At 49.2% G+C, this 22,943-nt stretch carries 22 protein-coding genes, 1 tRNA gene and 3 rRNA genes; 18 read left to right on the forward strand and 8 right to left on the reverse strand.

Translation table 11 applies throughout. The annotated features are described in order from the left end of the window. Positions 1-135 precede the first annotated feature (135 nt). The 7 genes from rpsM to A7K98_RS00700 all read left to right on the forward strand — a co-directional run bounded on the left by rpsM (position 136) and on the right by A7K98_RS00700 (position 3,705). Positions 136-492, forward strand: a complete 357-nt coding sequence (gene rpsM, locus A7K98_RS00670; RefSeq protein WP_038016625.1) for a 30S ribosomal protein S13 — start codon at positions 136-138, stop codon at positions 490-492. Between the two features lie 16 nt (positions 493-508). Beyond that, the gene (gene rpsK / locus A7K98_RS00675; protein ID WP_004160563.1) at positions 509-898 is read left to right on the forward strand and encodes a 30S ribosomal protein S11; all 390 of its coding nucleotides are present in this window, start codon (positions 509-511) and stop codon (positions 896-898) included. A 33-nt stretch (positions 899-931) separates the two neighbouring features. Beyond that, on the forward strand, positions 932-1,552 hold the full coding sequence (gene rpsD, locus A7K98_RS00680) for a 30S ribosomal protein S4 (RefSeq protein ID WP_038016631.1): 621 nt from the start codon (positions 932-934) through the stop codon (positions 1,550-1,552). A gap of 26 nt (positions 1,553-1,578) precedes the next feature. Further along, on the forward strand, positions 1,579-2,568 hold the full coding sequence (locus A7K98_RS00685) for a DNA-directed RNA polymerase subunit alpha (protein ID WP_038016634.1): 990 nt from the start codon (positions 1,579-1,581) through the stop codon (positions 2,566-2,568). A gap of 40 nt (positions 2,569-2,608) precedes the next feature. Continuing rightward, positions 2,609-2,995: a 50S ribosomal protein L17 gene (gene rplQ / locus A7K98_RS00690; protein WP_087486833.1), complete on the forward strand. Its 387-nt coding sequence runs from the start codon at positions 2,609-2,611 to the stop codon at positions 2,993-2,995. A gap of 97 nt (positions 2,996-3,092) precedes the next feature. Further along, positions 3,093-3,467 carry a DnaJ family domain-containing protein gene (locus A7K98_RS00695; RefSeq protein ID WP_087486834.1) on the forward strand — a complete coding sequence of 125 codons (375 nt, stop codon included), beginning with the start codon at positions 3,093-3,095 and terminating at the stop codon, positions 3,465-3,467. Positions 3,468-3,483: 16 nt separating this feature from the next. After that, positions 3,484-3,705, forward strand: a complete 222-nt coding sequence (locus tag A7K98_RS00700) for an alternative ribosome-rescue factor A (RefSeq protein ID WP_087486835.1) — start codon at positions 3,484-3,486, stop codon at positions 3,703-3,705. A gap of 19 nt (positions 3,706-3,724) precedes the next feature. Here the strand turns inward: A7K98_RS00700 and mscL are convergent, their stop codons facing one another. The 5 genes from mscL to def form a co-directional block, all read right to left on the reverse strand. Beyond that, a complete protein-coding gene (mscL, locus tag A7K98_RS00705) occupies positions 3,725-4,120 on the reverse strand; it encodes a large-conductance mechanosensitive channel protein MscL (RefSeq protein ID WP_087486836.1) in 396 nt (131 codons plus the stop codon). A gap of 226 nt (positions 4,121-4,346) precedes the next feature. Beyond that, the gene (trkA, locus tag A7K98_RS00710) at positions 4,347-5,723 is read right to left on the reverse strand and encodes a Trk system potassium transporter TrkA (RefSeq protein ID WP_087486837.1); all 1,377 of its coding nucleotides are present in this window, start codon (positions 5,721-5,723) and stop codon (positions 4,347-4,349) included. A 20-nt stretch (positions 5,724-5,743) separates the two neighbouring features. Continuing rightward, the gene (rsmB, locus tag A7K98_RS00715; RefSeq protein ID WP_087486838.1) at positions 5,744-7,036 is read right to left on the reverse strand and encodes a 16S rRNA (cytosine(967)-C(5))-methyltransferase RsmB; all 1,293 of its coding nucleotides are present in this window, start codon (positions 7,034-7,036) and stop codon (positions 5,744-5,746) included. A gap of 37 nt (positions 7,037-7,073) precedes the next feature. Beyond that, positions 7,074-8,027 carry a methionyl-tRNA formyltransferase gene (gene fmt / locus A7K98_RS00720; RefSeq protein WP_087490310.1) on the reverse strand — a complete coding sequence of 318 codons (954 nt, stop codon included), beginning with the start codon at positions 8,025-8,027 and terminating at the stop codon, positions 7,074-7,076. A 20-nt stretch (positions 8,028-8,047) separates the two neighbouring features. Further along, positions 8,048-8,560, reverse strand: a complete 513-nt coding sequence (gene def, locus A7K98_RS00725; protein ID WP_087486839.1) for a peptide deformylase — start codon at positions 8,558-8,560, stop codon at positions 8,048-8,050. A 117-nt stretch (positions 8,561-8,677) separates the two neighbouring features. Between def and dprA the strand changes: the two genes are divergently transcribed. From dprA to A7K98_RS00755, 6 genes are read left to right on the forward strand one after another with little or no spacing between them, the layout of a single operon-like run. Next, positions 8,678-9,802 carry a DNA-protecting protein DprA gene (gene dprA / locus A7K98_RS00730; protein WP_087486840.1) on the forward strand — a complete coding sequence of 375 codons (1,125 nt, stop codon included), beginning with the start codon at positions 8,678-8,680 and terminating at the stop codon, positions 9,800-9,802. Next, positions 9,774-10,247, forward strand: a complete 474-nt coding sequence (gene smg / locus A7K98_RS00735) for a DUF494 family protein Smg (protein ID WP_038016655.1) — start codon at positions 9,774-9,776, stop codon at positions 10,245-10,247. The genes dprA and smg overlap by 29 nt, the downstream gene beginning before the upstream one ends. Before the next feature lie 24 nt (positions 10,248-10,271). Then, positions 10,272-10,826, forward strand: coding sequence for a DNA topoisomerase family protein (locus A7K98_RS00740; protein ID WP_087486841.1), 555 nt, complete (start codon positions 10,272-10,274; stop codon positions 10,824-10,826). Between the two features lie 8 nt (positions 10,827-10,834). Further along, positions 10,835-11,401 (forward strand): L-threonylcarbamoyladenylate synthase type 1 TsaC, encoded by a 567-nt coding sequence (gene tsaC / locus A7K98_RS00745; protein WP_087486842.1) that lies wholly within the window; start codon positions 10,835-10,837, stop codon positions 11,399-11,401. Positions 11,402-11,404: 3 nt separating this feature from the next. Next, positions 11,405-12,220, forward strand: coding sequence for a shikimate dehydrogenase (gene aroE, locus A7K98_RS00750; RefSeq protein ID WP_087486843.1), 816 nt, complete (start codon positions 11,405-11,407; stop codon positions 12,218-12,220). After that, positions 12,217-12,474 carry a DUF1488 family protein gene (locus A7K98_RS00755; RefSeq protein WP_087486844.1) on the forward strand — a complete coding sequence of 86 codons (258 nt, stop codon included), beginning with the start codon at positions 12,217-12,219 and terminating at the stop codon, positions 12,472-12,474. Before aroE ends, A7K98_RS00755 begins: the two co-directional genes overlap by 4 nt. Here the strand turns inward: A7K98_RS00755 and A7K98_RS00760 are convergent. Next, entirely contained in the window at positions 12,438-13,031 is a 594-nt protein-coding gene (locus A7K98_RS00760; RefSeq protein WP_407703131.1) for a gamma carbonic anhydrase family protein, read from the reverse strand. The genes A7K98_RS00755 and A7K98_RS00760 overlap by 37 nt on opposite strands. A 597-nt stretch (positions 13,032-13,628) precedes the next feature. Here A7K98_RS00760 and A7K98_RS00765 point away from each other — a divergent pair. The 5 genes from A7K98_RS00765 (at position 13,629) to A7K98_RS00790 (ending at position 20,521) form a co-directional block, all read left to right on the forward strand. Further along, positions 13,629-15,170 (forward strand): 16S ribosomal RNA (locus A7K98_RS00765). Positions 15,171-15,256: 86 nt separating this feature from the next. Next, a tRNA-Glu gene (locus A7K98_RS00770) sits at positions 15,257-15,332 on the forward strand. Positions 15,333-15,523: 191 nt separating this feature from the next. Beyond that, positions 15,524-18,427: ribosomal RNA gene (locus A7K98_RS00775) — 23S ribosomal RNA — on the forward strand. Positions 18,428-18,656: 229 nt separating this feature from the next. Further along, positions 18,657-18,772 (forward strand): 5S ribosomal RNA (gene rrf, locus A7K98_RS00780). The 16S, 23S and 5S rRNA genes sit together here with 1 tRNA gene alongside, the layout of an rRNA operon. 846 nt (positions 18,773-19,618) lie before the next feature. Then, positions 19,619-20,521 carry a polysaccharide deacetylase family protein gene (locus tag A7K98_RS00790; RefSeq protein ID WP_087486846.1) on the forward strand — a complete coding sequence of 301 codons (903 nt, stop codon included), beginning with the start codon at positions 19,619-19,621 and terminating at the stop codon, positions 20,519-20,521. 86 nt (positions 20,522-20,607) lie between these two features. On the opposite strand, the gene A7K98_RS00795 is transcribed toward A7K98_RS00790, so the two are convergent. Continuing rightward, complete coding sequence (locus A7K98_RS00795; protein WP_087486847.1) at positions 20,608-21,651, reverse strand: threonine aldolase family protein; 1,044 nt, start codon at positions 21,649-21,651, stop codon at positions 20,608-20,610. After that, positions 21,648-22,925, reverse strand: a complete 1,278-nt coding sequence (locus A7K98_RS00800; protein ID WP_198361125.1) for a dicarboxylate/amino acid:cation symporter — start codon at positions 22,923-22,925, stop codon at positions 21,648-21,650. Before A7K98_RS00800 ends, A7K98_RS00795 begins: the two co-directional genes overlap by 4 nt. Positions 22,926-22,943 lie beyond the last annotated feature (18 nt).

The following is a 22,943-nucleotide window of genomic DNA, read 5'->3' on the forward strand; positions in this document are numbered from 1 at the left end:
ATTTTTCTTGCAAAGTCGGGTTGAGCTGGCTAGATTAGCCAGCCAATCTTTTGTATGTTAATGCGCTCCCATTTGAGTATCCTGAAAACGGGCTTTTCAGAATGGTGCGCAGTTAATTAGTAATAGGAGTGCATAGTGGCCCGTATAGCAGGCATTAACATTCCTGATCATAAACACACTGTCATCGCATTAACTGCGATTTTCGGTATCGGTAAAACTCGTTCCAAGGCGATTTGTGCCTCTACGGGTATTGCCGAAGATGTTAAGATCAGTGAGCTGTCTGAAGAACAGATTGAGCAACTGCGTGAAGCAGTTGGCAAGTTCGTTGTTGAAGGTGATCTGCGTCGTGAAGTTACCCTGAGCATCAAGCGTCTTATGGACCTTGGTTGCTACCGTGGTTTGCGTCATCGTCGTGGTCTTCCGGTTCGCGGTCAGCGTACCAAGACCAATGCACGTACCCGTAAGGGTCCGCGCAAACCGATCAAGAAATAATCGGGGTGGGTAAATAATGGCAAAGGCACCAGTTCGTGCACGTAAGCGTGTAAGAAAACAAGTCTCAGATGGCGTGGCTCATGTCCATGCGTCTTTTAACAACACCATCGTTACTATTACTGATCGTCAGGGTAACGCACTGGGTTGGGCAACTGCCGGTGGTTCCGGTTTCCGCGGTTCTCGTAAATCTACACCGTTCGCTGCTCAGGTTGCTGCAGAGCGCTGTGCAGAAGCAGTGAAAGATTACGGTATTAAGAATCTGGAAGTTATGGTTAAGGGTCCGGGTCCAGGTCGCGAATCAACTATTCGTGCTCTGAACGCCGCTGGTTTCCGCATCACTAATATTACTGATGTGACTCCGATTCCTCACAACGGTTGTCGTCCGCCGAAAAAACGCCGCGTATAACGCCCCGTTTTTTAGGTTAGTTGGAGAAAGAAAATGGCAAGATATTTGGGTCCTAAGCTCAAGCTGAGCCGTCGTGAGGGCACCGACTTATTCCTTAAGTCTGGCGTTCGCGCGATCGATACCAAGTGTAAGATTGAACAAGCCCCTGGTCAGCATGGTGCGCGTAAACCGCGTCTGTCTGATTACGGCGGTCAGTTACGTGAGAAACAAAAAGTTCGTCGTATTTACGGTGTTCTTGAGCGTCAATTCCGTAACTACTATAAAGAAGCAGCTCGTCTGAAAGGCAACACTGGTGAAAACCTGTTAGTTCTGCTGGAAGGCCGTCTGGATAACGTAGTTTATCGTATGGGCTTTGGTGCCACTCGTGCTGAAGCACGTCAGCTGGTTAGCCATAAAGCTATTATGGTAAATGGCCGCGTTGTTAACATCGCTTCTTATCAGGTTTCTCCGAATGATGTTGTTAGCATCCGTGAGAAAGCCAAAAAGCAATCTCGCGTGAAAGCCGCTCTGGAGCTGGCTGAACAGCGTGAAAAGCCAACCTGGCTGGAAGTTGATGCAGCGAAGATGGAAGGTGTGTTCAAGCGTCAGCCTGAGCGTACAGATCTGTCTGCGGACATTAACGAGCACCTGATCATCGAGCTTTACTCTAAATAAAGCTTGAGTACCAAAGAGAGGACACAATGCAGGGTTCTGTGACAGAGTTTCTAAAACCGCGCCTGGTAGATATCGAGCAAGTGAGTTCGACGCACGCCAAGGTGACCCTTGAGCCTTTAGAGCGTGGCTTTGGCCATACTCTGGGTAATGCACTGCGCCGTATTCTGCTTTCTTCCATGCCGGGTTGCGCGGTGACCGAGGTTGAAATTGATGGTGTACTGCACGAGTACAGCACCAAAGAGGGAGTACAGGAAGATATCCTGGAAATCCTGCTCAACCTGAAAGGGCTGGCGGTGAGAGTTCAGGGTAAAGATGAAGTCATCCTGACCCTGAATAAATCTGGCATTGGCCCTGTGACTGCAGCCGACATTACCCATGATGGTGATGTCGAAATCGTCAAGCCACAGCACGTGATCTGCCATCTGACTGATGAAAACGCTTCTGTAAGTATGCGTATCAAAATTCAGCGTGGTCGTGGTTATGTGCCGGCTTCTGCCCGAATTCATTCGGAAGAAGATGAGCGCCCGATTGGTCGTTTATTAGTCGATGCTTGCTACAGCCCTGTAGATCGTATTGCCTACAATGTTGAAGCAGCTCGTGTTGAGCAACGTACCGACCTGGACAAGCTGGTCATCGAAATGGAAACCAACGGCACAATCGATCCTGAAGAGGCGATTCGTCGTGCGGCAACCATCCTGGCAGAACAACTGGACGCTTTTGTTGACTTACGTGATGTACGTCAGCCAGAAGTTAAAGAAGAGAAACCAGAATTCGATCCGATCCTGCTGCGCCCTGTTGACGATCTGGAATTGACTGTCCGCTCTGCTAACTGCCTTAAGGCAGAAGCTATCCACTACATCGGTGATCTGGTACAACGTACTGAGGTTGAGCTTCTTAAGACGCCTAACCTTGGGAAAAAATCTCTTACCGAGATCAAAGACGTGCTGGCTTCGCGTGGACTGTCACTGGGCATGCGCCTGGAAAACTGGCCACCAGCAAGCATTGCTGATGAGTAACCGGATCACAGGTTAAGGTTTCACTGAGAAGGATAAGGTCATGCGCCATCGTAAGAGTGGTCGTCAACTGAACCGTAACAGCAGCCATCGCCAGGCTATGTTCCGTAACATGGCTGGTTCATTGGTTCGTCATGAGATCATCAAGACGACTCTGCCGAAAGCCAAAGAGCTGCGTCGTGTAGTTGAGCCGCTGATTACTCTTGCCAAGACCGACAACGTAGCTAATCGTCGTCTGGCATTCGCACGCACTCGTGATAACGAGATCGTTGCAAAACTGTTTAATGAACTGGGCCCGCGTTTCGCGAGCCGTGCAGGTGGTTACACTCGTATTCTGAAGTGTGGCTTCCGCGCTGGTGACAACGCTCCGATGGCATACATCGAGCTGATTGATCGTCCAGAAGTTCAGGCAGAAACAACTGCAGAGTAATTTGCAGAAATTAAAAAACCCGCTTCGGCGGGTTTTTTATTGCCTGAAGAAAAGTGAGTTGCAACACTAAGAATGACGACTTCGGAGGGAATATCTTATGTGGTTAATTGACCAACTGGCAGAACAGCATATACTTTCTTCGATTGAAAGGGGTGAGCTCTCCGGCTTACGGGGCGAAGGTAAACCTCTGGTACTTGATGATGATAGTCAGGTTCCTGCTGAACTTCGAACTGCCTATCGTTTGTTAAAAAATTCAGGTTTTTTACCGCCTGAACTGGAATCTCGCCGGGAAGCCCTGGCTCTGGTTGATCTTTTACAACAACTCGATCCTGATGATCATCGGGCCGCTGAGTATCAAAAGCAGTTGAGAGTACTGGAACTTAAATTGCGCCAGTCTGGTTTAAGTACTGATTTTCTCTACGATAATCGCTACGGAGAACAGGCTAAGCGCCGTCTAAATAGTAAGTTATAACCAATGAGGAATTAATATGAACCGTTACCGGCACAGCAAAGGCGTTATTAATGATAATGCGTTGCAGGCAATTTTGTATGACTCATTATTCAGGCAAAGAGTCGAGCAAAACAAGAAAGGTAAAGGTAGTTATCGTCGTAAATCACGTGACAACCGGCAGGGAGGAGAGGGCAATGAAAATAACATTTTCATTGCCCTTTTTTCGGTCATAAAAAAAACCGCCATATCTTTGATATGACGGTCATTAATGTAATAACTTATTGTTTTTCTTTCAGTAAATCACGGATTTCTGCTAACAGGGTTTCTTCTGCTGAAGGTCCTTTAGGTGCAGGCTCTGCTTTCTTATACAGTTTATTCATCAGTTTAATCGCCATAAAGATAGCAAAAGCAACGATTACGAAATCAAAAACAGACTGCAGGAAGACACCGTATTCCATCACTACTGCAGGGGTGGTGCCGTCAGCTGCTTTCAAAACCCATTTAAACTGTTTGAAGTCGATTCCACCTATTAGTAATCCTAATGGTGGCATAATGATATTCGCGACTAATGAGGAAACAATTTTGCCGAAAGCTGCACCGATGATGACACCGACAGCCAGATCAACAACATTCCCACGCATCGCAAAGTCGCGAAACTCTTTAAACAAACTCATATTATCCCCTGATTACACACTAAGTTAACTATGTTTTAGTTAACTATGATAGTAGTTAATTAGTGCTATTTTTTCCACTTCCTGCATGCAACTCTTTTACGTATTTTTACAGAGAGTTGAGATGCATAACCTGTTTTATAGTGTACCTGTGTATATGAGAGAGCCGGGGACTTTAGTTTGACCAGGACAGCGAGCTCATCGGAATAAACTGGCTGTCCTTTTGTTTCTACAGGAAGAACGGGCTTGGCTGGAATAATTTTTCTACGTCGGTGACAAATTTCTTATCGGTGAGGAACATGATCACATGGTCACCCTGCTCAATCCGGATGTTGTCGTTAGCAATCATTACTTCTTCGCCACGAACCACAGCACCAATGATTGTTCCTGGTGGTAATTTAATTTCGCTGATTGAACGGCCTACTACACGGGATGTTGTTTCATCGCCATGAGCAATAGCTTCAATGGCTTCTGCAATGCCCCGTCTCAGGGATGAGACTCCGACAATATCAGCCTTACGTACATGGCCAAGTAATGCTGAAATCGTTGCCTGCTGAGGTGATATTGCAATATCAATCACGCTGCCCTGCACTAAATCGACGTATGCGCGGCGTTGTATAAGTACCATCGCCTTTTTAGCACCCATTTTTTTAGCCAGCATTGCTGACATAATGTTTGCTTCATCGTCGTTAGTGACGGCAATAAACAGATCAATCTGGTCAATATGCTCTTCGGCCAGCAATTCCTGATCTGATGCATCACCATAGAATACGATAGTATCGTTGAGCAGCTCAGCTAGTTCTGCTGCACGTTGGGCGTTTCGTTCGATCAGTTTAACGCTGTACTGTTTTTCCAGCTGTTGTGCCAGACCAAAACCGATATTCCCTCCACCAACCAGCATGATGCGCTTGTACGGTTTTTCCAGACGCTGCATTTCACTCATTACGGCGCGGATATGCTGATTCGCCGTGATAAAAAATACCTCATCTCCCGCTTCAATAATCGTTGAGCCTTGGGGGCGAATTGGGCGATCCTGGCGAAAAATCGCAGCTACGCGGCTTTCAATATGTGGCATATGCTCGCGCATTACGGACAGAGGGTTTCCGATAAGCGGCCCGCCGTAATACGCTTTTACCACGCCCAGGCTCACTTTACCTTCTGCAAAGTTAACTACCTGCAACGCGCCCGGATACTGGATCAGACGATAAATATTGTCGATCACCAGCTGTTCCGGTGAAATCAAATGATCAATGGGGATCGCTTCCGGGATAAACAGTTTTTCAGTATCCCGTAGATACTCAGCTGCACGGATACGTGCAATTCTGTTTGGGGTATTAAACAGTGAATAGGCTATCTGACAGGCAATCATATTGGTTTCGTCAGAGCTGGTCACTGCCACCAACATATCAGCGTCCTCAGCACCGGCTTCCCGTAAAATCCGCGGATGAGATGCCTGACCATTGACGACTCTTAAATCGAATTTATCCTGCAGCTGGCGCAGCCTTCCCGGATCTGTATCCACAACAGTGATATCGTTATTTTCCCCTACCAGGTTCTCTGCCAGCGTTCCGCCGACTTGTCCGGCACCAAGGATAATAATCTTCATTATTGTTTCACTCTTTTCGGTTAAGCGCTTTTGATTAGTTTAGCGTAGAAAAAACCATCGCCGCCGTTCTGTTCCGGGAATACCTGCAATCCATTTTTTTCGCCCCCGGGCAACGTAACTGCCTGAGCCTCCGGGTGGCGTTGCAGAAATGCGGAAATCTGCAGGTGATTTTCCTGTGGCAGTACTGAGCAGGTTGCATAAATCATTGTGCCGCCAGCTTTAAGATGTGGCCATACAGCTTCCAGAATTTCTGCCTGCAGGGTTGCAAGTTCAGCAATGTCATTATCGCGCCGGAGCCATTTTATATCCGGATGACGACGAATAACACCCGTTGCAGAACAAGGGGCATCAAGTAAAATCCTGTCAAACTGGCGATCTCCGCACCATTCTGACGGTGTTCTGCCATCACCCTGCTTTACTTCTGCTTTCATGCGAAGTCTGGCCAGATTTTCGGTGACCCGACTCAGGCGCTGTGCATCAACATCCACGGCCATCACTCGTGAGTCTGGCGCAATTTCAAGAATATGAGTCGTTTTACCACCAGGTGCAGCACACAAGTCCAGAATATCTTCACCATCCTGTGGCTCAAGATACTGTGCACAGCGTTGTGCCGAAAGGTCCTGCACTGTTACCCAGCCATCAGCAAAACCGGGTAGCTGGCTCACACCCGCAGGTTTTTCAAGCCGGATAGCATCAGTCGACAATGGATCAGTATGGCCTGTCATTGCTTCTTCATTCAGAAGTGCCAGCCACTCATCCCGACTATGATGCTGGCGGTTTACCCTCAGCCACATTGGTGGGCGTTGATTATTTGCATCAATAATTTGTTGCCATTGCTCTGGCCAGCCTGACTGCAACCGTTTGATTAACCATGAGGGATGCAGCAGAGTCACGCTTTGTCCTTCCAGACTGTCCAGCAACTCTGTCTGGCGCCGCTGAAATTCGCGTAAAACTCCGTTTATCAGTCCTTTCAGGCTTTGCCTTTTCAGAACAACCGCGCCTTCTACGGTTTCAGCAAGAATGGCATGGGCCGGAATTCGCGTGTATAGCATCTGATAGATACCGACCATCAACAGATAATGCAGAGTTCTTTGCTTACCGGTTAACGGTCGTTCCATCAGTTTGCCAATAAGTGCATCTAATTGTGGCAATGTCCGGGCGATACCGAAACAAATTTCCTGCAGCAATGCGCTGTCTTTATCGCTCAGCCCTTTCTGGGCCGCAGGCAATATTGCGCTGAGTGACTGGCCTTTATCGACCACCTGCTCAATCAGTCTGGCAGCCAGACTGCGCAGATTTGTTGTTTTTTTCATGAGATATCTTCAATTAGCCAGCATCACTGGCAAATTTTTAACTGCCTGAACCCGGAGCAGTACCAGGGGTAAACCACTCCTGGCGTGAATTCAGCAGATCTTTTGCGGGCATGGGTTTTTTGCCGGCCGGCTGGAGTATTTCAAGCTGCAATACACCATCTGTCGTGGCGATCTGGATTCCGTGCTTATCTGTCTGTACCACTGTTCCCGGTCTGGCATCCTGATGTGGCAGAACAGTAGCTTTCCAGACTTTTACTGGCTGATCTTCAATCATTAAGTAGCTGACCGGCCAGGGGTTAAAGGCGCGAATACATCTTTCCAGCTGCACAGCAGGTAATGACCAGTCCAGCTTTGCTTCTTCTTTACTCAGCTTACTGGCATAAGTTGCCAGAGCTTCATCCTGTTTTTCGGCGTGAGCGGTTCCGGTAGCCAACTGCTGTAGTGTCTGTAACATCCCCTGCGGTCCAAGTTGTGCCAGAGCATCATAGAGTGACGCGCTGGTATCATCAGGGCCTATCGGGCAGGTGAGTTTGTACAGCATATCTCCGGTATCCAGGCCGACATCCATCTGCATGATGGTAACGCCTGTCTGTTGATCTCCGGCCCAGAGTGCGCGCTGAATAGGAGCCGCTCCCCGCCAACGTGGTAACAGTGAGCCGTGGACATTAATACACCCGAGTCGTGGCATATTCAGGACTACTTCTGGCAACAATAAGCCATAGGCAACCACCACCATGATATCGGCATCCAAATCAGCAATCAGTTGCTGGTTCTCAGGCTGACGTAATGAGGCCGGCTGAAATACAGGAATTTGATGTGCTTCGGCAAGCGTTTTTACCGGGCTTGCTACCAGCTTCTTTCCACGGCCTGCCGGACGGTCCGGCTGAGTAAAGACACCCACGACCTGATGCTCAGAAGCAAACAGCGCGTCAAGATGACGCGCTGCAAAGTCAGGGGTGCCGGCGAAAATGATTTTTAAGGAGTCGGACACAATCATCCCTTATTTTTGTTTCAGGAAGCTCTGGTCGTTTGCCGGGCAAGTTTTTCCAGTTTCTGACGGATACGCTGACGTTTTAATGGAGACAAATAATCGACAAATAATTTGCCCATCAGATGATCCATCTCATGCTGAATACAGATAGCCAGTAAGCCGTCTGTTTCCAGTTCATAAGTTTCACCTTCGCGGTTCAGCGCCCGAATTTTTACCCGCTCAGAACGTGGGATTAATGCTCGTTGTTCCGGAATAGAAAGGCATCCCTCTTCAATTCCGGTTTCACCGCTTTGTTCAAGCAACTCAGGGTTTATCAGTACCAGCTGCTGTTCGCGGTTTTCAGAAACATCGATAACGATAATTCGCTGATGGATATCAACCTGTGTAGCGGCCAGCCCGATACCTTCTTCCGCATACATTGTTTCGAACATGTCATCAACAATGCGCTGAATATCTTTGTTTACTTCTTTAACTGGCGCAGCAACTGTACGGAGTCGCTCGTCTGGGAAATGTAATACCTGTAAAACTGACATAGATTTCCGGATCTTTATTCATGATATTTAAATTGACTGCCTTATATTGTAGACGTTTCGTTAAGCGATTGACAGTATTGCAGGCGGGATAAAAGCGACAGGCAGAAGGAGCTGCATGTGGATACCATGGAAAAATGGCTGCGCCTTGGTGCGGTTCACGGACTGAAATATTCCCTGAGAGTCGAAGTGGCTAACCGTCTGGAACAGCAGACGACAGTGACGCACTCTTTCTTACGATCAATGTCGTTTTCTGACCAGCAGTGCCGGCAGTTTCTGAACAGTGATACGTCTCAGATTACCCTTACCCGTAAATGGCTTGAAGCAGATGAGCATCATTTTTTAACCCTCAATGATCCCTGCTATCCACGTTTGTTGGCCGAAGCCAGCGGTTGCCCGCTGTATCTGTTTGTTGCAGGTGACCCGGCAGTACTTTCATCCCCGCAGATAGCTATTGTTGGAAGCAGGCAATGTAGCCGCTATGGTCAGCACTGGACTGACTTTTTTGCCGGAGCATTCTCTGTTAGCGGCTTTACCCTCACCAGTGGGCTGGCATTAGGGATTGACAGTGTGGCACATCGTGCCGCTTTAGTTTCAGGTGGTAAAACCATTGCTGTGTTAGGTAGCGGGTTGCTAAATATCTACCCCCGACAACATCGGGAACTCAGCCGTGAGATTATCAGGCAAGGCGGGGCTCTCGTTTCTGAATTCCCTTTGAATGCGACGGCACATCCCGGTCATTTCCCTCGTCGTAACCGTATTATCAGTGGCCTGAGTCTGGGGGTTCTGGTGACTGAAGCCCGGATGAAAAGTGGCTCACTGATTACTGCTCGCTACGCTCTCGAGCAAAACCGAAATGTTTATGCTTTGCCGGGACCGGTTGCGAAACCTGAATGTGAAGGTCCGCACTGGCTTATTCAGCAAGGTGCTTTACTGGTCTCTCACCCGAATGACATCCTGGAAGATTTGCAGATTGGTTATCATTCGTTGCGGTTTTCGGTCTCTGAACAAATAAATTCGTCAGAGTATGGCACTGTTCCATTGCCATTTGCTGGTGTGTTGGCTAACGTAGAAGATGAGGTTACACCTGTTGACGTCGTCGCTGAACGTGCCGGCCAACCTGTGCCAGTGATTGCAGCCATATTGTTAGAACTGGAGTTAGCAGGATGGATCGCAGCTGTACCCGGCGGCTATGTCCGTTTAAGGAGGGCATGCCATGTTCGACGTACTTATGTACTTGTTTGAGACCTATATCCATACCGAGGCAGATTCGCAGGTTGACCAGGACAGGCTGACAGATGATTTAACCGAAGCCGGTTTTGATCAGGAAGATATTGCGAATGCGTTAAAGTGGCTTGAGAAACTGGCGGATTATCAGGAAGGACTGGTAGAACCGATCCAGATGGTGTGTGATCCGCTATCAATGCGTATCTACACTGAAGAAGAGTGCCGGAAACTGGATGCTGACTGCCGTGGATTCTTGTTATTCCTTGAGCAGGTTCAGGTGTTGAACCTGGAAACTCGTGAAATGGTGATAGAACGTGTCACTGCTCTCGATACCCAGGAATTTGAGCTTGATGATCTTAAATGGGTTGTGCTGATGGTACTGTTTAACATTCCGGGATGTGAGGATGCTTATCAGCAAATGGAAGAGTTACTTTTCGATGCCAATGACAGTATCCTGCACTGATATTGTCTTCTGTGTAGCCAAATTATGAATAAAACAGCACTGTTTGCTGTGCGTCATCAGGAAAACTGCCCCGTCTGCGGGGCAGAGTTAGTTATACGTTCAGGTAAACATGGTCCGTTTGCAGGTTGTTCTGCACACCCTGCCTGCGAGTATATTCGTCCGTTGGGACCACGGAACGATGCTCATATTATTAAAATTCTGGAAGGTATTGCCTGTCCGGAATGTGGAGCTGATAAAGCGCTGCGGCAGGGGCGATATGGAATGTTTATCGGCTGCAGTAATTATCCGGAGTGTCCTCATACTGAGACTATTGATCAGCCAGATGAAACCGGTATTGCCTGTCCGCAGTGCTATCAGGGGACCTTAGTCCAGCGCCGTTCCCGTTACGGGAAGTCTTTTCATTCCTGCAGTCGATACCCTGATTGTCAATTTGCCTTAAATACACTCCCGGTTGCAGGGGAATGTCTGACCTGTCATTTTCCGTTGTTAACAGAAAAGAAGACAGCCAGGGGAACGCGTTTAATCTGCGCCAATAAATTATGCGGGAAACCTGTTCCCGAAGATAACCAGGAAGAATAGCATCTACTATGTCCAGCGATTCAGTATCAGAGTCTTTACAGCGTTGCGTTGAGCAATTACGCAAAAATTCAGTTATTGCTTATCCTACTGAAGCAGTGTTTGGCTTGGGGTGTGATCCGGACAGTGAGCAGGCGGTAATGGCACTGCTGGCAATTAAGAAGCGTCCGGTAGAAAAAGGCCTGATACTCATTGCAGCCAGTTACCAGCAACTGATGCCGTATATCCGTGATGAAGATCTGACTGCAGAACAGCGGGATCGCATGTTTTCCCACTGGCCGGGGCCCGTGACGTTTGTTGTGCCATCCGCAGCTCCTCGCTGGCTGACCGGTAAATTTGATTCTCTGGCAATCAGAGTCAGTGATCATCCTGATGTTCAAAAACTCTGTGCTTCTTTTGGTAAACCTCTGGTTTCAACCAGCGCAAATCTGTCCGGTCAGGAGCCCTGCCGGAATGTAGAGGAAGTTATCAGCCAGTTTGGTGCTGATTTTCCTGTATTGCGTGGAGTCACCGGCGGGAGAAATAATCCTTCTGAGATCCGTAACGTCATTACCGGTGAGCTTGTCCGGCAGGGGTAGAAAATGGAACCGTTTGTTGTCTTTGGCAATCCGATAAATCACAGTAAATCACCATTTATTCATCAGCTGTTTGCCATGCAAACGGGCATTGAGCATCGGTACGGGCGGGTTCTTGTTCCTCTCGGAGAATTTGAACCGATCGTGGAAGAGTTTTTCCGCCAGGGGGGGAAGGGGGCCAATGTGACCTTACCCTTTAAGCAGGATGCTTGTGCAATGGCTGATGAACTGACTGAACGAGCGTCATTATCCAAAGCGGTAAATACGCTCAAATTGCTGCCTGACGGGAAATTGCTCGGTGATAATACTGACGGAATCGGTTTGCTGAATGATTTGCAACGCCTGCAGATGATTACTCCGCAATTTCATGTTCTCCTGGTCGGCGCTGGTGGTGCAGCAAGAGGCGTTATTTTGCCATTACTGGCATTCGGCTGCAGGATCACGATAACCAACCGCACTTTATCCAGAGCTGAAACGCTGGTGGAAACTTACCAGCATGCAGGGACTATTTTGGCCAGTGAGCATGGTAAGTTAGATCAACACTATGATCTGATTATTAATGCAACTTCCAGCGGAGTCACAGGTGAAGTGCCTGCGTTACCAGGGAGTATCTTTACCGCAAATACTCACTGCTACGATATGTTCTATCAACAAGGAAAAACACCGTTTCTTTCTCTGGCAGCCCAGCATGGTGTTACCAGTCTGGCTGATGGTGTCGGAATGCTGGTGGGACAGGCGGCACATGCATTCTTTCTCTGGCATGGTGTGATGCCGGAAATTGGACCGGTAACTGAAGCTGTCAGTCAGTCTCTGAAGTCATGAACCAGTCAATTCAGTTCCCTGATCGTGAAGAATGGGATGACGTCCGGAAAGCGGTATGTTTTCCGGCGCTGTCTAATGGCATGCAGCTCCAGTGTGCTGTCAGCGCAACAGAACTGTATCGGCGATTTGGCGATGGCCCTGCATTAGATCTGTTCCGTGAATATCGCTGGGATATAGAAGAAGAGATGGAGTCGGTCATCGCTGCTGATCATGATGATCAGGATGGATGGTTCTGGTTATCCTCTGAAAGATAGTCATCTTTCCACTTTACGTAATTTTTTGCAGAAACCAGCAGCCCTTGTTTTTCTTCTTCAGTCAGCGGGCGGATCTGTTTTACCGGGCTGCCCAGATATAGATAACCACTGGTCAGCCGCTTACCCGGAGGCACCAGGCTACCGGCCCCAATCATTACATCTTCTTCTATATAAGCTCCATCCAGCAGAATCGATCCCATACCAACTAACACCCGGTCCTTAATAGTGCAGCCATGAAGCATGGCTTTATGTCCGACAGTAACATCATTGCCTATTAGTAAAGGGTGTCCTTGCGGATTTTTCTCTGAGCAATGGCTGACATGTAAAACTGAACCATCCTGGATATTTGTGCGCGAGCCAATCTCTATTCGGTTTACATCACCCCGGGCAACGACTAATGGCCAGATACTAGTGTTATCACCAATCACAACATTACCAATGACTACGCTGGAGGGATCTACCATCACATTCGTTCCGGTTTGTGGAAAGATACCGGCAAAAGGGCGTAACGGATTTACGGCCATAACTGAAATTCCCTCATCGTTATTTATTAACATCGACATGCTCATCCTGAAAAATACCCTTTTTCCTGATATTGATGACGTCTGGCCCTAAAAACCAGCAGCTGGCTGGTGGGGTAAAATGCCAGCCATTATCCTTCAATGCCGCTTTTTCGCTGCCAGTGCATCTCACAGTTTTGGGAGTTTTAGCGCAAAAAGATTACTAACCATACATTTATCGTTGAATTGTACGGCGATCGGCATAAAAAAACGCCATTCAGTAATTATTTTAAAATAAACCCTTGTCAGAAAAAATTATCTCCCTATAATGCGCTCCCACTGACACGGTAAAGCGCGATGCGCCAAGGCGTGACAGGGACTGAAGCGATTCGGTCCGGAGAAAAAATCACGAAATAGTGATTGACTCCTGAGGTGAAAAGCGTAATATACGCCACCTCGCAGCGACAACCTAAACGGTTGAGTTGCAACGCTCTTTAACAATTTATCAGACAATCTGTGTGGGCACTCGCAGGATTGATATCAGCGTCTCCGGACGTAAAAAATATCAAGTCTTAAGAGTGAACACATAATGAAATTCATTATGAGTGTTTTACACTTGAGCATCGCTTAACTCGTTTAAGCAAATCAAACTTTAAATTGAAGAGTTTGATCATGGCTCAGATTGAACGCTGGCGGCAGGCCTAACACATGCAAGTCGAACGGTAGCACAGAGGAGCTTGCTCCTTGGGTGACGAGTGGCGGACGGGTGAGTAATGTCTGGGAAACTGCCTGATGGAGGGGGATAACTACTGGAAACGGTAGCTAATACCGCATAACGTCGCAAGACCAAAGTGGGGGACCTTCGGGCCTCACACCATCGGATGTGCCCAGATGGGATTAGCTAGTAGGTGGGGTAACGGCTCACCTAGGCGACGATCCCTAGCTGGTCTGAGAGGATGACCAGCCACACTGGAACTGAGACACGGTCCAGACTCCTACGGGAGGCAGCAGTGGGGAATATTGCACAATGGGCGCAAGCCTGATGCAGCCATGCCGCGTGTATGAAGAAGGCCTTCGGGTTGTAAAGTACTTTCAGTCAGGAGGAAGGGTGTAGTCTTAATACGGCTATGCATTGACGTTACTGACAGAAGAAGCACCGGCTAACTCCGTGCCAGCAGCCGCGGTAATACGGAGGGTGCAAGCGTTAATCGGAATTACTGGGCGTAAAGCGCACGCAGGCGGTCTGTCAAGTCGGATGTGAAATCCCCGGGCTCAACCCGGGAACTGCATTCGAAACTGGCAGGCTAGAGTCTTGTAGAGGGGGGTAGAATTCCAGGTGTAGCGGTGAAATGCGTAGAGATCTGGAGGAATACCGGTGGCGAAGGCGGCCCCCTGGACAAAGACTGACGCTCAGGTGCGAAAGCGTGGGGAGCAAACAGGATTAGATACCCTGGTAGTCCACGCCGTAAACGATGTCGACTTGGAGGTTGTGCCCTTGAGGCGTGGCTTCCGGAGCTAACGCGTTAAGTCGACCGCCTGGGGAGTACGGCCGCAAGGTTAAAACTCAAATGAATTGACGGGGGCCCGCACAAGCGGTGGAGCATGTGGTTTAATTCGATGCAACGCGAAGAACCTTACCTACTCTTGACATCCAGAGAACTTAGCAGAGATGCTTTGGTGCCTTCGGGAACTCTGAGACAGGTGCTGCATGGCTGTCGTCAGCTCGTGTTGTGAAATGTTGGGTTAAGTCCCGCAACGAGCGCAACCCCTATCCTTTGTTGCCAGCGATTCGGTCGGGAACTCAAAGGAGACTGCCGGTGATAAACCGGAGGAAGGTGGGGATGACGTCAAGTCATCATGGCCCTTACGAGTAGGGCTACACACGTGCTACAATGGCGCATACAAAGAGAAGCGACCTCGCGAGAGCAAGCGGACCTCATAAAGTGCGTCGTAGTCCGGATTGGAGTCTGCAACTCGACTCCATGAAGTCGGAATCGCTAGTAATCGTAGATCAGAATGCTACGGTGAATACGTTCCCGGGCCTTGTACACACCGCCCGTCACACCATGGGAGTGGGTTGCAAAAGAAGTAGATAGCTTAACCTTCGGGAGGGCGTTTACCACTTTGTGATTCATGACTGGGGTGAAGTCGTAACAAGGTAACCGTAGGGGAACCTGCGGTTGGATCACCTCCTTACCTGAAGATACGTTCCCGTGAAGTGTCCACAACAGATTGTCTGATAGAAAGTATGAGCAAGGCGTCTTGCCGAAGCAGACTTCAGTGTCCCCTTCGTCTAGAGGCCCAGGACACCGCCCTTTCACGGCGGTAACAGGGGTTCGAATCCCCTAGGGGACGCCACTTGCTGGTATGTGAGTGAAAGTCACCGACCGAATTATCTTAAAGATGACTTACGAGTCATGTTTAAGATATTGCTCTTTAACAATCCGGAACAAGCTGAAAATTTGAAAACAATGAATGACGAAAGTTATTCAGAGTCTCTCAAAAACTTTTACGATTCATAGTCGTTGCAAGACGTCTGTGGGTTGTGAGGTTAAGCGAATAAGCGTACACGGTGGATGCCCTGGCAGTCAGAGGCGATGAAGGACGTGCTAATCTGCGAAAAGCGCCGGTAAGGTGATATGAACCGATACAGCCGGCGATGTCCGAATGGGGAAACCCGGTGCACTCAGTGCATCATCGTTAACTGAATTCATAGGTTAACGAGGCGAACCTGGGGAACTGAAACATCTAAGTACCCAGAGGAAAAGAAATCAACCGAGATTCCCCCAGTAGCGGCGAGCGAACGGGGAGCAGCCCTGAACCATCATCAGTGTGTGTGTTAGTGGAAGCGTCTGGAATGTCGCGCGATACAGGGTGAAAGTCCCGTACATGAAAATGCACACATCGTGAGTTCGAAGAGTAGGGCGGGACACGTGGTATCCTGTCTGAATATGGGGGGACCATCCTCCAAGGCTAAATACTCCTGACTGACCGATAGTGAACCAGTACCGTGAGGGAAAGGCGAAAAGAACCCCGGCGAGGGGAGTGAAAAGAACCTGAAACCGTGTACGTACAAGCAGTGGGAGCACCTTTATGGTGTGACTGCGTACCTTTTGTATAATGGGTCAGCGACTTATATTCTGTAGCAAGGTTAACCGTATAGGGGAGCCGCAGGGAAACCGAGTCTTAACTGGGCGTTAAGTTGCAGGGTATAGACCCGAAACCCGGTGATCTAGCCATGGGCAGGTTGAAGGTTGGGTAACACTAACTGGAGGACCGAACCGACTAATGTTGAAAAATTAGCGGATGACCTGTGGCTGGGGGTGAAAGGCCAATCAAACCGGGAGATAGCTGGTTCTCCCCGAAAGCTATTTAGGTAGCGCCTCGTGAATTCATCTCCGGGGGTAGAGCACTGTTTCGGCTAGGGGGCCATCCCGGCTTACCAACCCGATGCAAACTGCGAATACCGGAGAATGTTATCACGGGAGACACACGGCGGGTGCTAACGTCCGTCGTGAAGAGGGAAACAACCCAGACCGCCAGCTAAGGTCCCAAAGTCATGGTTAAGTGGGAAACGATGTGGGAAGGCTCAGACAGCCAGGATGTTGGCTTAGAAGCAGCCATCATTTAAAGAAAGCGTAATAGCTCACTGGTCGAGTCGGCCTGCGCGGAAGATGTAACGGGGCTAAACCATGCACCGAAGCTGCGGCAGCGACACTATGTGTTGTTGGGTAGGGGAGCGTTCTGTAAGCCGTTGAAGGTGGGCTGTGAGGTCTGCTGGAGGTATCAGAAGTGCGAATGCTGACATAAGTAACGATAAAGCGGGTGAAAAGCCCGCTCGCCGGAAGACCAAGGGTTCCTGTCCAACGTTAATCGGGGCAGGGTGAGTCGACCCCTAAGGCGAGGCTGAAAAGCGTAGTCGATGGGAAACAGGTTAATATTCCTGTACTTGGTGTTACTGCGAAGGGGGGACGGAGAAGGCTATGTCATCCGGGCGACGGTTGTCCCGGTTTAAGCGTGTAGGCTGAGGTTCCAGGCAAATCCGGAACTTCTTAAGGCTGAGGCGTGATGACGAGGTACTACGGTACTGAAGTGACAAATGCCCTGCTTCCGGGAAAAGCCTCTAAGCTCCAGGTAACACGAAATCGTACCCCAAACCGACACAGGTGGTCAGGTAGAGAATACCAAGGCGCTTGAGAGAACTCGGGTGAAGGAACTAGGCAAAATGGTGCCGTAACTTCGGGAGAAGGCACGCTGGCGCGTAGGTGAAGGGACTTGCTCCCGGAGCTGAAGCCAGTCGAAGATACCAGCTGGCTGCAACTGTTTATTAAAAACACAGCACTGTGCAAACACGAAAGTGGACGTATACGGTGTGACGCCTGCCCGGTGCCGGAAGGTTAATTGATGGGGTTATCCGCAAGGAGAAGCTCTTGATCGAAGCCCCGGTAAACGGCGGCCGTAACTATAACGGTCCTAAGGTAGCGAAATTCCTTGTCGGGTAAGTTCCGACCTGCACGAATGGCGTAATGATGGCCAGGCTGTCTCCACCCGAGACTCAGTGAAATTGAAATCGCTGTGAAGATGCAGTGTACCCGCGGCAAGACGGAAAGACCCCGTGAACCTTTACTATAGCTTGACACTGAATATTGAGCCTTGATGTGCAGGATAGGTGGGAGGCACTGAAGTACGGACGCCAGTTCGTACGGAGCCATCCTTGAAATACCACCCTTTAATGTTTGATATTCTAACGTAGACCCGTCATCCGGGTTGCGGACAGTGTCTGGTGGGTAGTTTGACTGGGGCGGTCTCCTCCCAAAGAGTAACGGAGGAGCACGAAGGTTAGCTAATCACGGTCGGACATCGTGAGGTTAGTGCAAAGGCATAAGCTAGCTTGACTGCGAGAGTGACGGTTCGAGCAGGTGCGAAAGCAGGTCTTAGTGATCCGGTGGTTCTGAATGGAAGGGCCATCGCTCAACGGATAAAAGGTACTCCGGGGATAACAGGCTGATACCGCCCAAGAGTTCATATCGACGGCGGTGTTTGGCACCTCGATGTCGGCTCATCACATCCTGGGGCTGAAGTAGGTCCCAAGGGTACGGCTGTTCGCCGTTTAAAGTGGTACGCGAGCTGGGTTTAGAACGTCGTGAGACAGTTCGGTCCCTATCTGCCGTGGGCGCTGGAGAATTGAGGGGGGTTGCTCCTAGTACGAGAGGACCGGAGTGAACGCACCACTGGTGTTCGGGTTGTCATGCCAATGGCATTGCCCGGTAGCTAAGTGCGGAAAAGATAAGTGCTGAAAGCATCTAAGCACGAAACTTGCCCCGAGATGAGTTCTCCCTGACTCCTTGAGAGTCCTGAAGGGACGTTGAAGACGACGACGTTGATAGGCCGGATGTGTAAGTGCAGCGATGCATTGAGCTAACCGGTACTAATGACCCGTGAGGCTTAACCTTACAACGCCAGAGGCGTTTTGCAGAGACGCAAAAGAATTTTCAGCGAGTTCCTGATAGTTAAATTAAAAAATTAGCAGTGTTCTGCGGACGAACGTCCGAAGGATTTTGCGCTGAGACAAGGCGGCAACTGCGTGATGAGAAGGAGCATACATGAGTATGTGACTGAACAGCACAAAGGCAGTCAACGCAGTATCAGTGAAAAAGACACAGGACACGGCACAAGAATTTGCCTGGCGGCTAGAGCGCGGTGGTCCCACCTGACCCCATGCCGAACTCAGAAGTGAAACGCCGTAGCGCCGATGGTAGTGTGGGGTCTCCCCATGCGAGAGTAGGGAACTGCCAGGCATCCAATAAGACAGAAAGGCCATCCTGACGGATGGCCTTTTTGCATTTGTACTTCCAAAAACTGTTCATCAGACAACAAACAGGCACAGTGAAACGCCGCAGCGCCGGTGGCAGAGTGGGGTCTCCCCGGGCGGGAGCAGGACAGAAGCAGAGCTTCTGAACGCTGCCTGCGGCAGCGGCCCGGAGGGCGGTTCACGGAGTGAGCCGTCAACTGCCAGGCATCCAACAAGACAGAAAGGCCATCCTGACGGATGGCCTTTTTGCATTTGTACTTCCGAAAACTGTTCATCAGACAACAGACCGGCACAGTGAAAAGCTACTGCGCCGCTGGTTTTGCGAGGGCTACCCTGGCAGAAGCAGCGATACAATGCAGTAGCTCTGTGCAGTAGCTCTGAATCGACAAGCAACAGCTTGCAGAGATTATCGGCAAACGAATAATTCCTGATTAATCATAGCTAATACTGACTCAGCAGCCTCAGAAAGAGAGCTCTGGGCAGGAAATTAATGCATATTATTAGCCGGGACATCCTGCCACTGACAGCTGATAGTTTGCTTACTCGCAGAACAATCCCCGTTATGAATCACTACGGTTTCCTGTGGTTTCTGCTTTTTAGCTGCACAGGCAGCCAGTATGATCGTAAAAAATAGTATGCCGAGAATGCGCATTTTAGAGTCTCCCTGAACTTATCTGTTGCCATAATAAACGACCCGTCCGTGATTGTCCTGCCACTCTGACTATCTGTATGCGTTCATAATCGCTAAAGTCTGTTGCTCATCGTCCTGACAGACTGGCATAGTGATTGCTTAATTATCTCTATTTTCACTGACCGGATAAGACATTGCACTATGACACAGAAAGCTGACCTTATACTGACGTTAAATGAGCATCGCCGTTATGATTCTACAGGTGGAGAGTCACAGTCATTTAGCTGGCCGGAAGGAAAAGGCCTTGCGGTCTATGTTGCGATGAACCTTGAGCATTTCTCCTTTGGATGTACAGAGGGGGCCAAAATATCGCAAGCTGCAAACTCACTGGATATTCTGAATTACAGCTGGCGTGATTACGGAAATCGCGTTGGAGGCTGGCATCTGGCTGACCTGTTTGAACGGCTGGGAATACCGCCGGCAGTCATCGCCAATACCTCACTGCTGGAACATTACCCGGAATTGCTACAACGCTGGACTGCATTGCCGGGCAGCGAATTGATTGGTCACGGCCATACAAATTCGCAGAGACAAGGTGATCTGAGCTTAGAAGATGAATCCAGATTGATCAGTTACTGTCAGCAACAACTGAGCAGCTACCAGGGGAAAAAAGTTTCCGGCTGGCTGTCACCCTGGATATCTGAAAGTCATGATACGCCGGATTTGCTGAAGCAACATGATTTCGAATATACCCTTAACTGGGCCCATGATGATAAACCTGTCACAATGAATACCGGTCATGGAGAGCTACTTTCGGTTCCTTATCCTCAGGAAATCAACGATATACCTACAATCATCCCGAACGGAACCTCGATCGACACCTTCTGCCAGATGATTGAGGATCAGTTTGCAGAATTGCTGGAAAGGAGTAAATTTTCTCCTCAGGTGATGGGAATTGCTCTGCACCCTTATATTGTTGGACAACCCTTCCGTTTTTACCGGTTAAAGAAAACGCTGACTGATCTGATGTTGCGACAGAATGAATTCTGGCTGACAACTCCCGGAGAAATTGCCCGCCATTATCATCGTCTGAAAGCTGAATAACGGAAATCGGGATAAATCAGCCGGAAAGAGTCAGACTCCTTCCGGCGGACAAGATAGCCTGCAATCAGCTTTTGCAGACTGATGCATCAGTGTGACATTTCGAGGCAGTGCCTGAAAGCCGCAACAATCTGTGGGACCTGTTGCAGGTTGATATGCCGGTGAGTCACCAGACGGAGAACGCCAGGCCTTGCTGCACGACACAGCACATTATTCCGCTCCAGTTTGCGGATAAATTGTTCGGTTTCATCCTGACTTTCGGTGCACAGAGTTACCTGCAGTATATTGGTCTGCGGCGGAAACTCGCTGACCAGCGATGGATTATAGTGTCGTAATTCCTGCCAGATCATTTGTGCTGTTTTATGATCCTCTTCCAGTCGCGGGATACCTTGTTCAAGTGCAACAATACCGGCAGCGGCCATAATTCCAGCCTGTCGTAATCCTCCACCGACCATTCTTCGGAATGTCCTGGCTCGTTGAATAAATGCTTCATCACCTGCAAGTACAGAACCCATCGGTGCACTGAGCCCTTTAGATAAACAAAAGGTGATACTGTCTGCACAGGAGGCTATTTCTTCCAGGGATCGGCCACTGGCGACAGCAGCATTACAGACTCTTGCTCCATCAATATGAACCGGCACCCCCGATTCTCTGCTGAGGCGTGATACTTCATGCAGATAGTCATTAGACAATACGCTGCCTCCCGAGTGGTTGTGGCTGGTTTCCATACAGACTAATGCTGTCGGGCCTCCGTACCGGGAATAACTCCCACGCAGTTTAATTTTGAGCTGTTGCAGGTCCATCTCTCCACGGTGAGAGGTGATAGCGTTACAAAACAGACCTGCCAGGCAAGATAAGCCCCCCGCTTCAGAAAGCAGCATATGGGCCTGGCTATCAACAATCGCCTCAAGACCGCCTCTCTGATTATGAGTTAACGCTGAAATAACGTTACCCATAGTGCCGCTGGTGACAAATAATGCGGCGGGCTTGCCGGTAAGTTTAGCCGCTAAAGTTTCCAGTCGGGCAACGGTTGGGTCTCCTTCCAGAGTATCATCACCCAGAGTGGCCTCTCTCATCGCCTGCCACATTGCCTCTGTGGGTGAAGTAACGGTATCACTACGTAAATCAATCATTGGTGTTCCTGTGATGTGTTAAGAGGCTGAAACTCAGAAACTTCTTCACTACTTTCCGGTTTAGCCCATTTCATAACCAGTTTAACGGCGACAGTATTACTAATGACATTTAAAGCCGTTCTTCCCATATCCAGAAATGCATCTACCCCGGCAATTACCGCCAGAGCTTCGATGGGAACGCCTATAGTACTGAGGACCATTGCCACGGCAACCAGCCCACCAGAAGGCACGTTTGCACTGCCTTTACTGGCCAGAGTGGTAACAATGATGATTGACAGCAGATTTGGCCAGCTTAATGCCACATGGTAAGCATCGGCCAGGAAGCCTACAGCCAGACCGAAATAGAGGATTGAGCCATCTCTGTTAAAGGCATAGCCAAGTGGAAGGACCAGAGACGCGATGCTTTTGGGGACCCCGTGAGCTATCAGTTTTTCAATATGCAAGGGCAAGGTTGCTTCTGAAGAGCGTGTGGCAAAAGCCAGTAAGAAAGGCTCACTTACCTCACGAAATGCTTTGACCGGTCGCTCACCTATCATTAACAGTAGCAGTGCAAATACCAGTAATAAAATTCCCAGTCCCAGATACATCACACCAACCAGTTTTGCCAGAGCTATCAGGGTTCCGACACCTTTAGTGGCCAGCAACCATGAGATGATAGCGAAAATGGCGACCGGAGACAGGGCAATGATCCAGTCTGTAATTTTAAACACAGCGCCCATCAATGCATCTAATACATCGATCAAAGGTTTAGCTCTGTCACCGGTAACGGCTAAAGCCACACCCAATAAGGCTGCAAAGACCAGCACGGGTAACAGATTCCCTCCGGACATAGCAACAACGATGTTGGACGGAATCATATCGAGGAAGAATTTCGTCCAGTCCACTGAAACCGCAATATGTGCGGGCAGGGAAGCGTGTTGGGACAAATCAGCCCCTGCGCCGGGGTGAAAAATCTGGTTGAGGGCCAGTCCGATAATGACCGAAACCACTGTTGCAGCAAAAAAATAAATCATACTGATCAGCGAGACCTTACCGAGCTGACCAACTTTTTTACCCATCTGACAAATGCCAAGAGTGATTGCAGTAAAGACCAACGGAACCACAATCATTTTTACAGCCTGAATAAAAGCCGTGCCCACGGGTTGAAGGGTCGAGGAAAAACTGGGAAAAAGCAGACCAGTGAGTGCACCAAGTATCAGACCACAGAGCATTTGCAGGGGGAGGGGGAAACGCTTCCTCAGCGACTTCCTGGCGGGAAGTTGAGCGTGTTGCATTGAGTATTCTCCGGTAAA

The sequence above is a fragment of the Tatumella citrea genome (assembly GCF_002163585.1).
Taxonomy (GTDB): Bacteria; Pseudomonadota; Gammaproteobacteria; order Enterobacterales; family Enterobacteriaceae; genus Tatumella; species Tatumella citrea.

Bases quoted from the DNA above. Each gene is read 5' to 3' on its own strand.
- tsaC (WP_087486842.1), top strand. From the start codon at position 10,835: ATGTCCAGCGATTCAGTATCAGAGTCTTTACAGCGTTGCGTTGAGCAA.
- A7K98_RS00685 (WP_038016634.1), top strand. From the start codon at position 1,579: ATGCAGGGTTCTGTGACAGAGTTTCTAAAACCGCGCCTGGTAGATATC.
- A7K98_RS00740 (WP_087486841.1), top strand. From the start codon at position 10,272: ATGAATAAAACAGCACTGTTTGCTGTGCGTCATCAGGAAAACTGCCCC.
- rplQ (WP_087486833.1), top strand. From the start codon at position 2,609: ATGCGCCATCGTAAGAGTGGTCGTCAACTGAACCGTAACAGCAGCCAT.
- A7K98_RS00795 (WP_087486847.1), bottom strand. From the start codon at position 21,651: ATGATTGATTTACGTAGTGATACCGTTACTTCACCCACAGAGGCAATG.
- trkA (WP_087486837.1), bottom strand. From the start codon at position 5,723: ATGAAGATTATTATCCTTGGTGCCGGACAAGTCGGCGGAACGCTGGCA.
- rpsD (WP_038016631.1), top strand. From the start codon at position 932: ATGGCAAGATATTTGGGTCCTAAGCTCAAGCTGAGCCGTCGTGAGGGC.
- A7K98_RS00695 (WP_087486834.1), top strand. From the start codon at position 3,093: ATGTGGTTAATTGACCAACTGGCAGAACAGCATATACTTTCTTCGATT.
- rsmB (WP_087486838.1), bottom strand. From the start codon at position 7,036: ATGAAAAAAACAACAAATCTGCGCAGTCTGGCTGCCAGACTGATTGAG.
- mscL (WP_087486836.1), bottom strand. From the start codon at position 4,120: ATGAGTTTGTTTAAAGAGTTTCGCGACTTTGCGATGCGTGGGAATGTT.
- def (WP_087486839.1), bottom strand. From the start codon at position 8,560: ATGTCAGTTTTACAGGTATTACATTTCCCAGACGAGCGACTCCGTACA.
- smg (WP_038016655.1), top strand. From the start codon at position 9,774: ATGTTCGACGTACTTATGTACTTGTTTGAGACCTATATCCATACCGAG.
- A7K98_RS00790 (WP_087486846.1), top strand. From the start codon at position 19,619: ATGACACAGAAAGCTGACCTTATACTGACGTTAAATGAGCATCGCCGT.
- A7K98_RS00755 (WP_087486844.1), top strand. From the start codon at position 12,217: ATGAACCAGTCAATTCAGTTCCCTGATCGTGAAGAATGGGATGACGTC.
- A7K98_RS00760 (WP_407703131.1), bottom strand. From the start codon at position 13,031: ATGTTAATAAATAACGATGAGGGAATTTCAGTTATGGCCGTAAATCCG.
- A7K98_RS00800 (WP_198361125.1), bottom strand. From the start codon at position 22,925: ATGCAACACGCTCAACTTCCCGCCAGGAAGTCGCTGAGGAAGCGTTTC.
- rpsK (WP_004160563.1), top strand. From the start codon at position 509: ATGGCAAAGGCACCAGTTCGTGCACGTAAGCGTGTAAGAAAACAAGTC.
- A7K98_RS00700 (WP_087486835.1), top strand. From the start codon at position 3,484: ATGAACCGTTACCGGCACAGCAAAGGCGTTATTAATGATAATGCGTTG.
- aroE (WP_087486843.1), top strand. From the start codon at position 11,405: ATGGAACCGTTTGTTGTCTTTGGCAATCCGATAAATCACAGTAAATCA.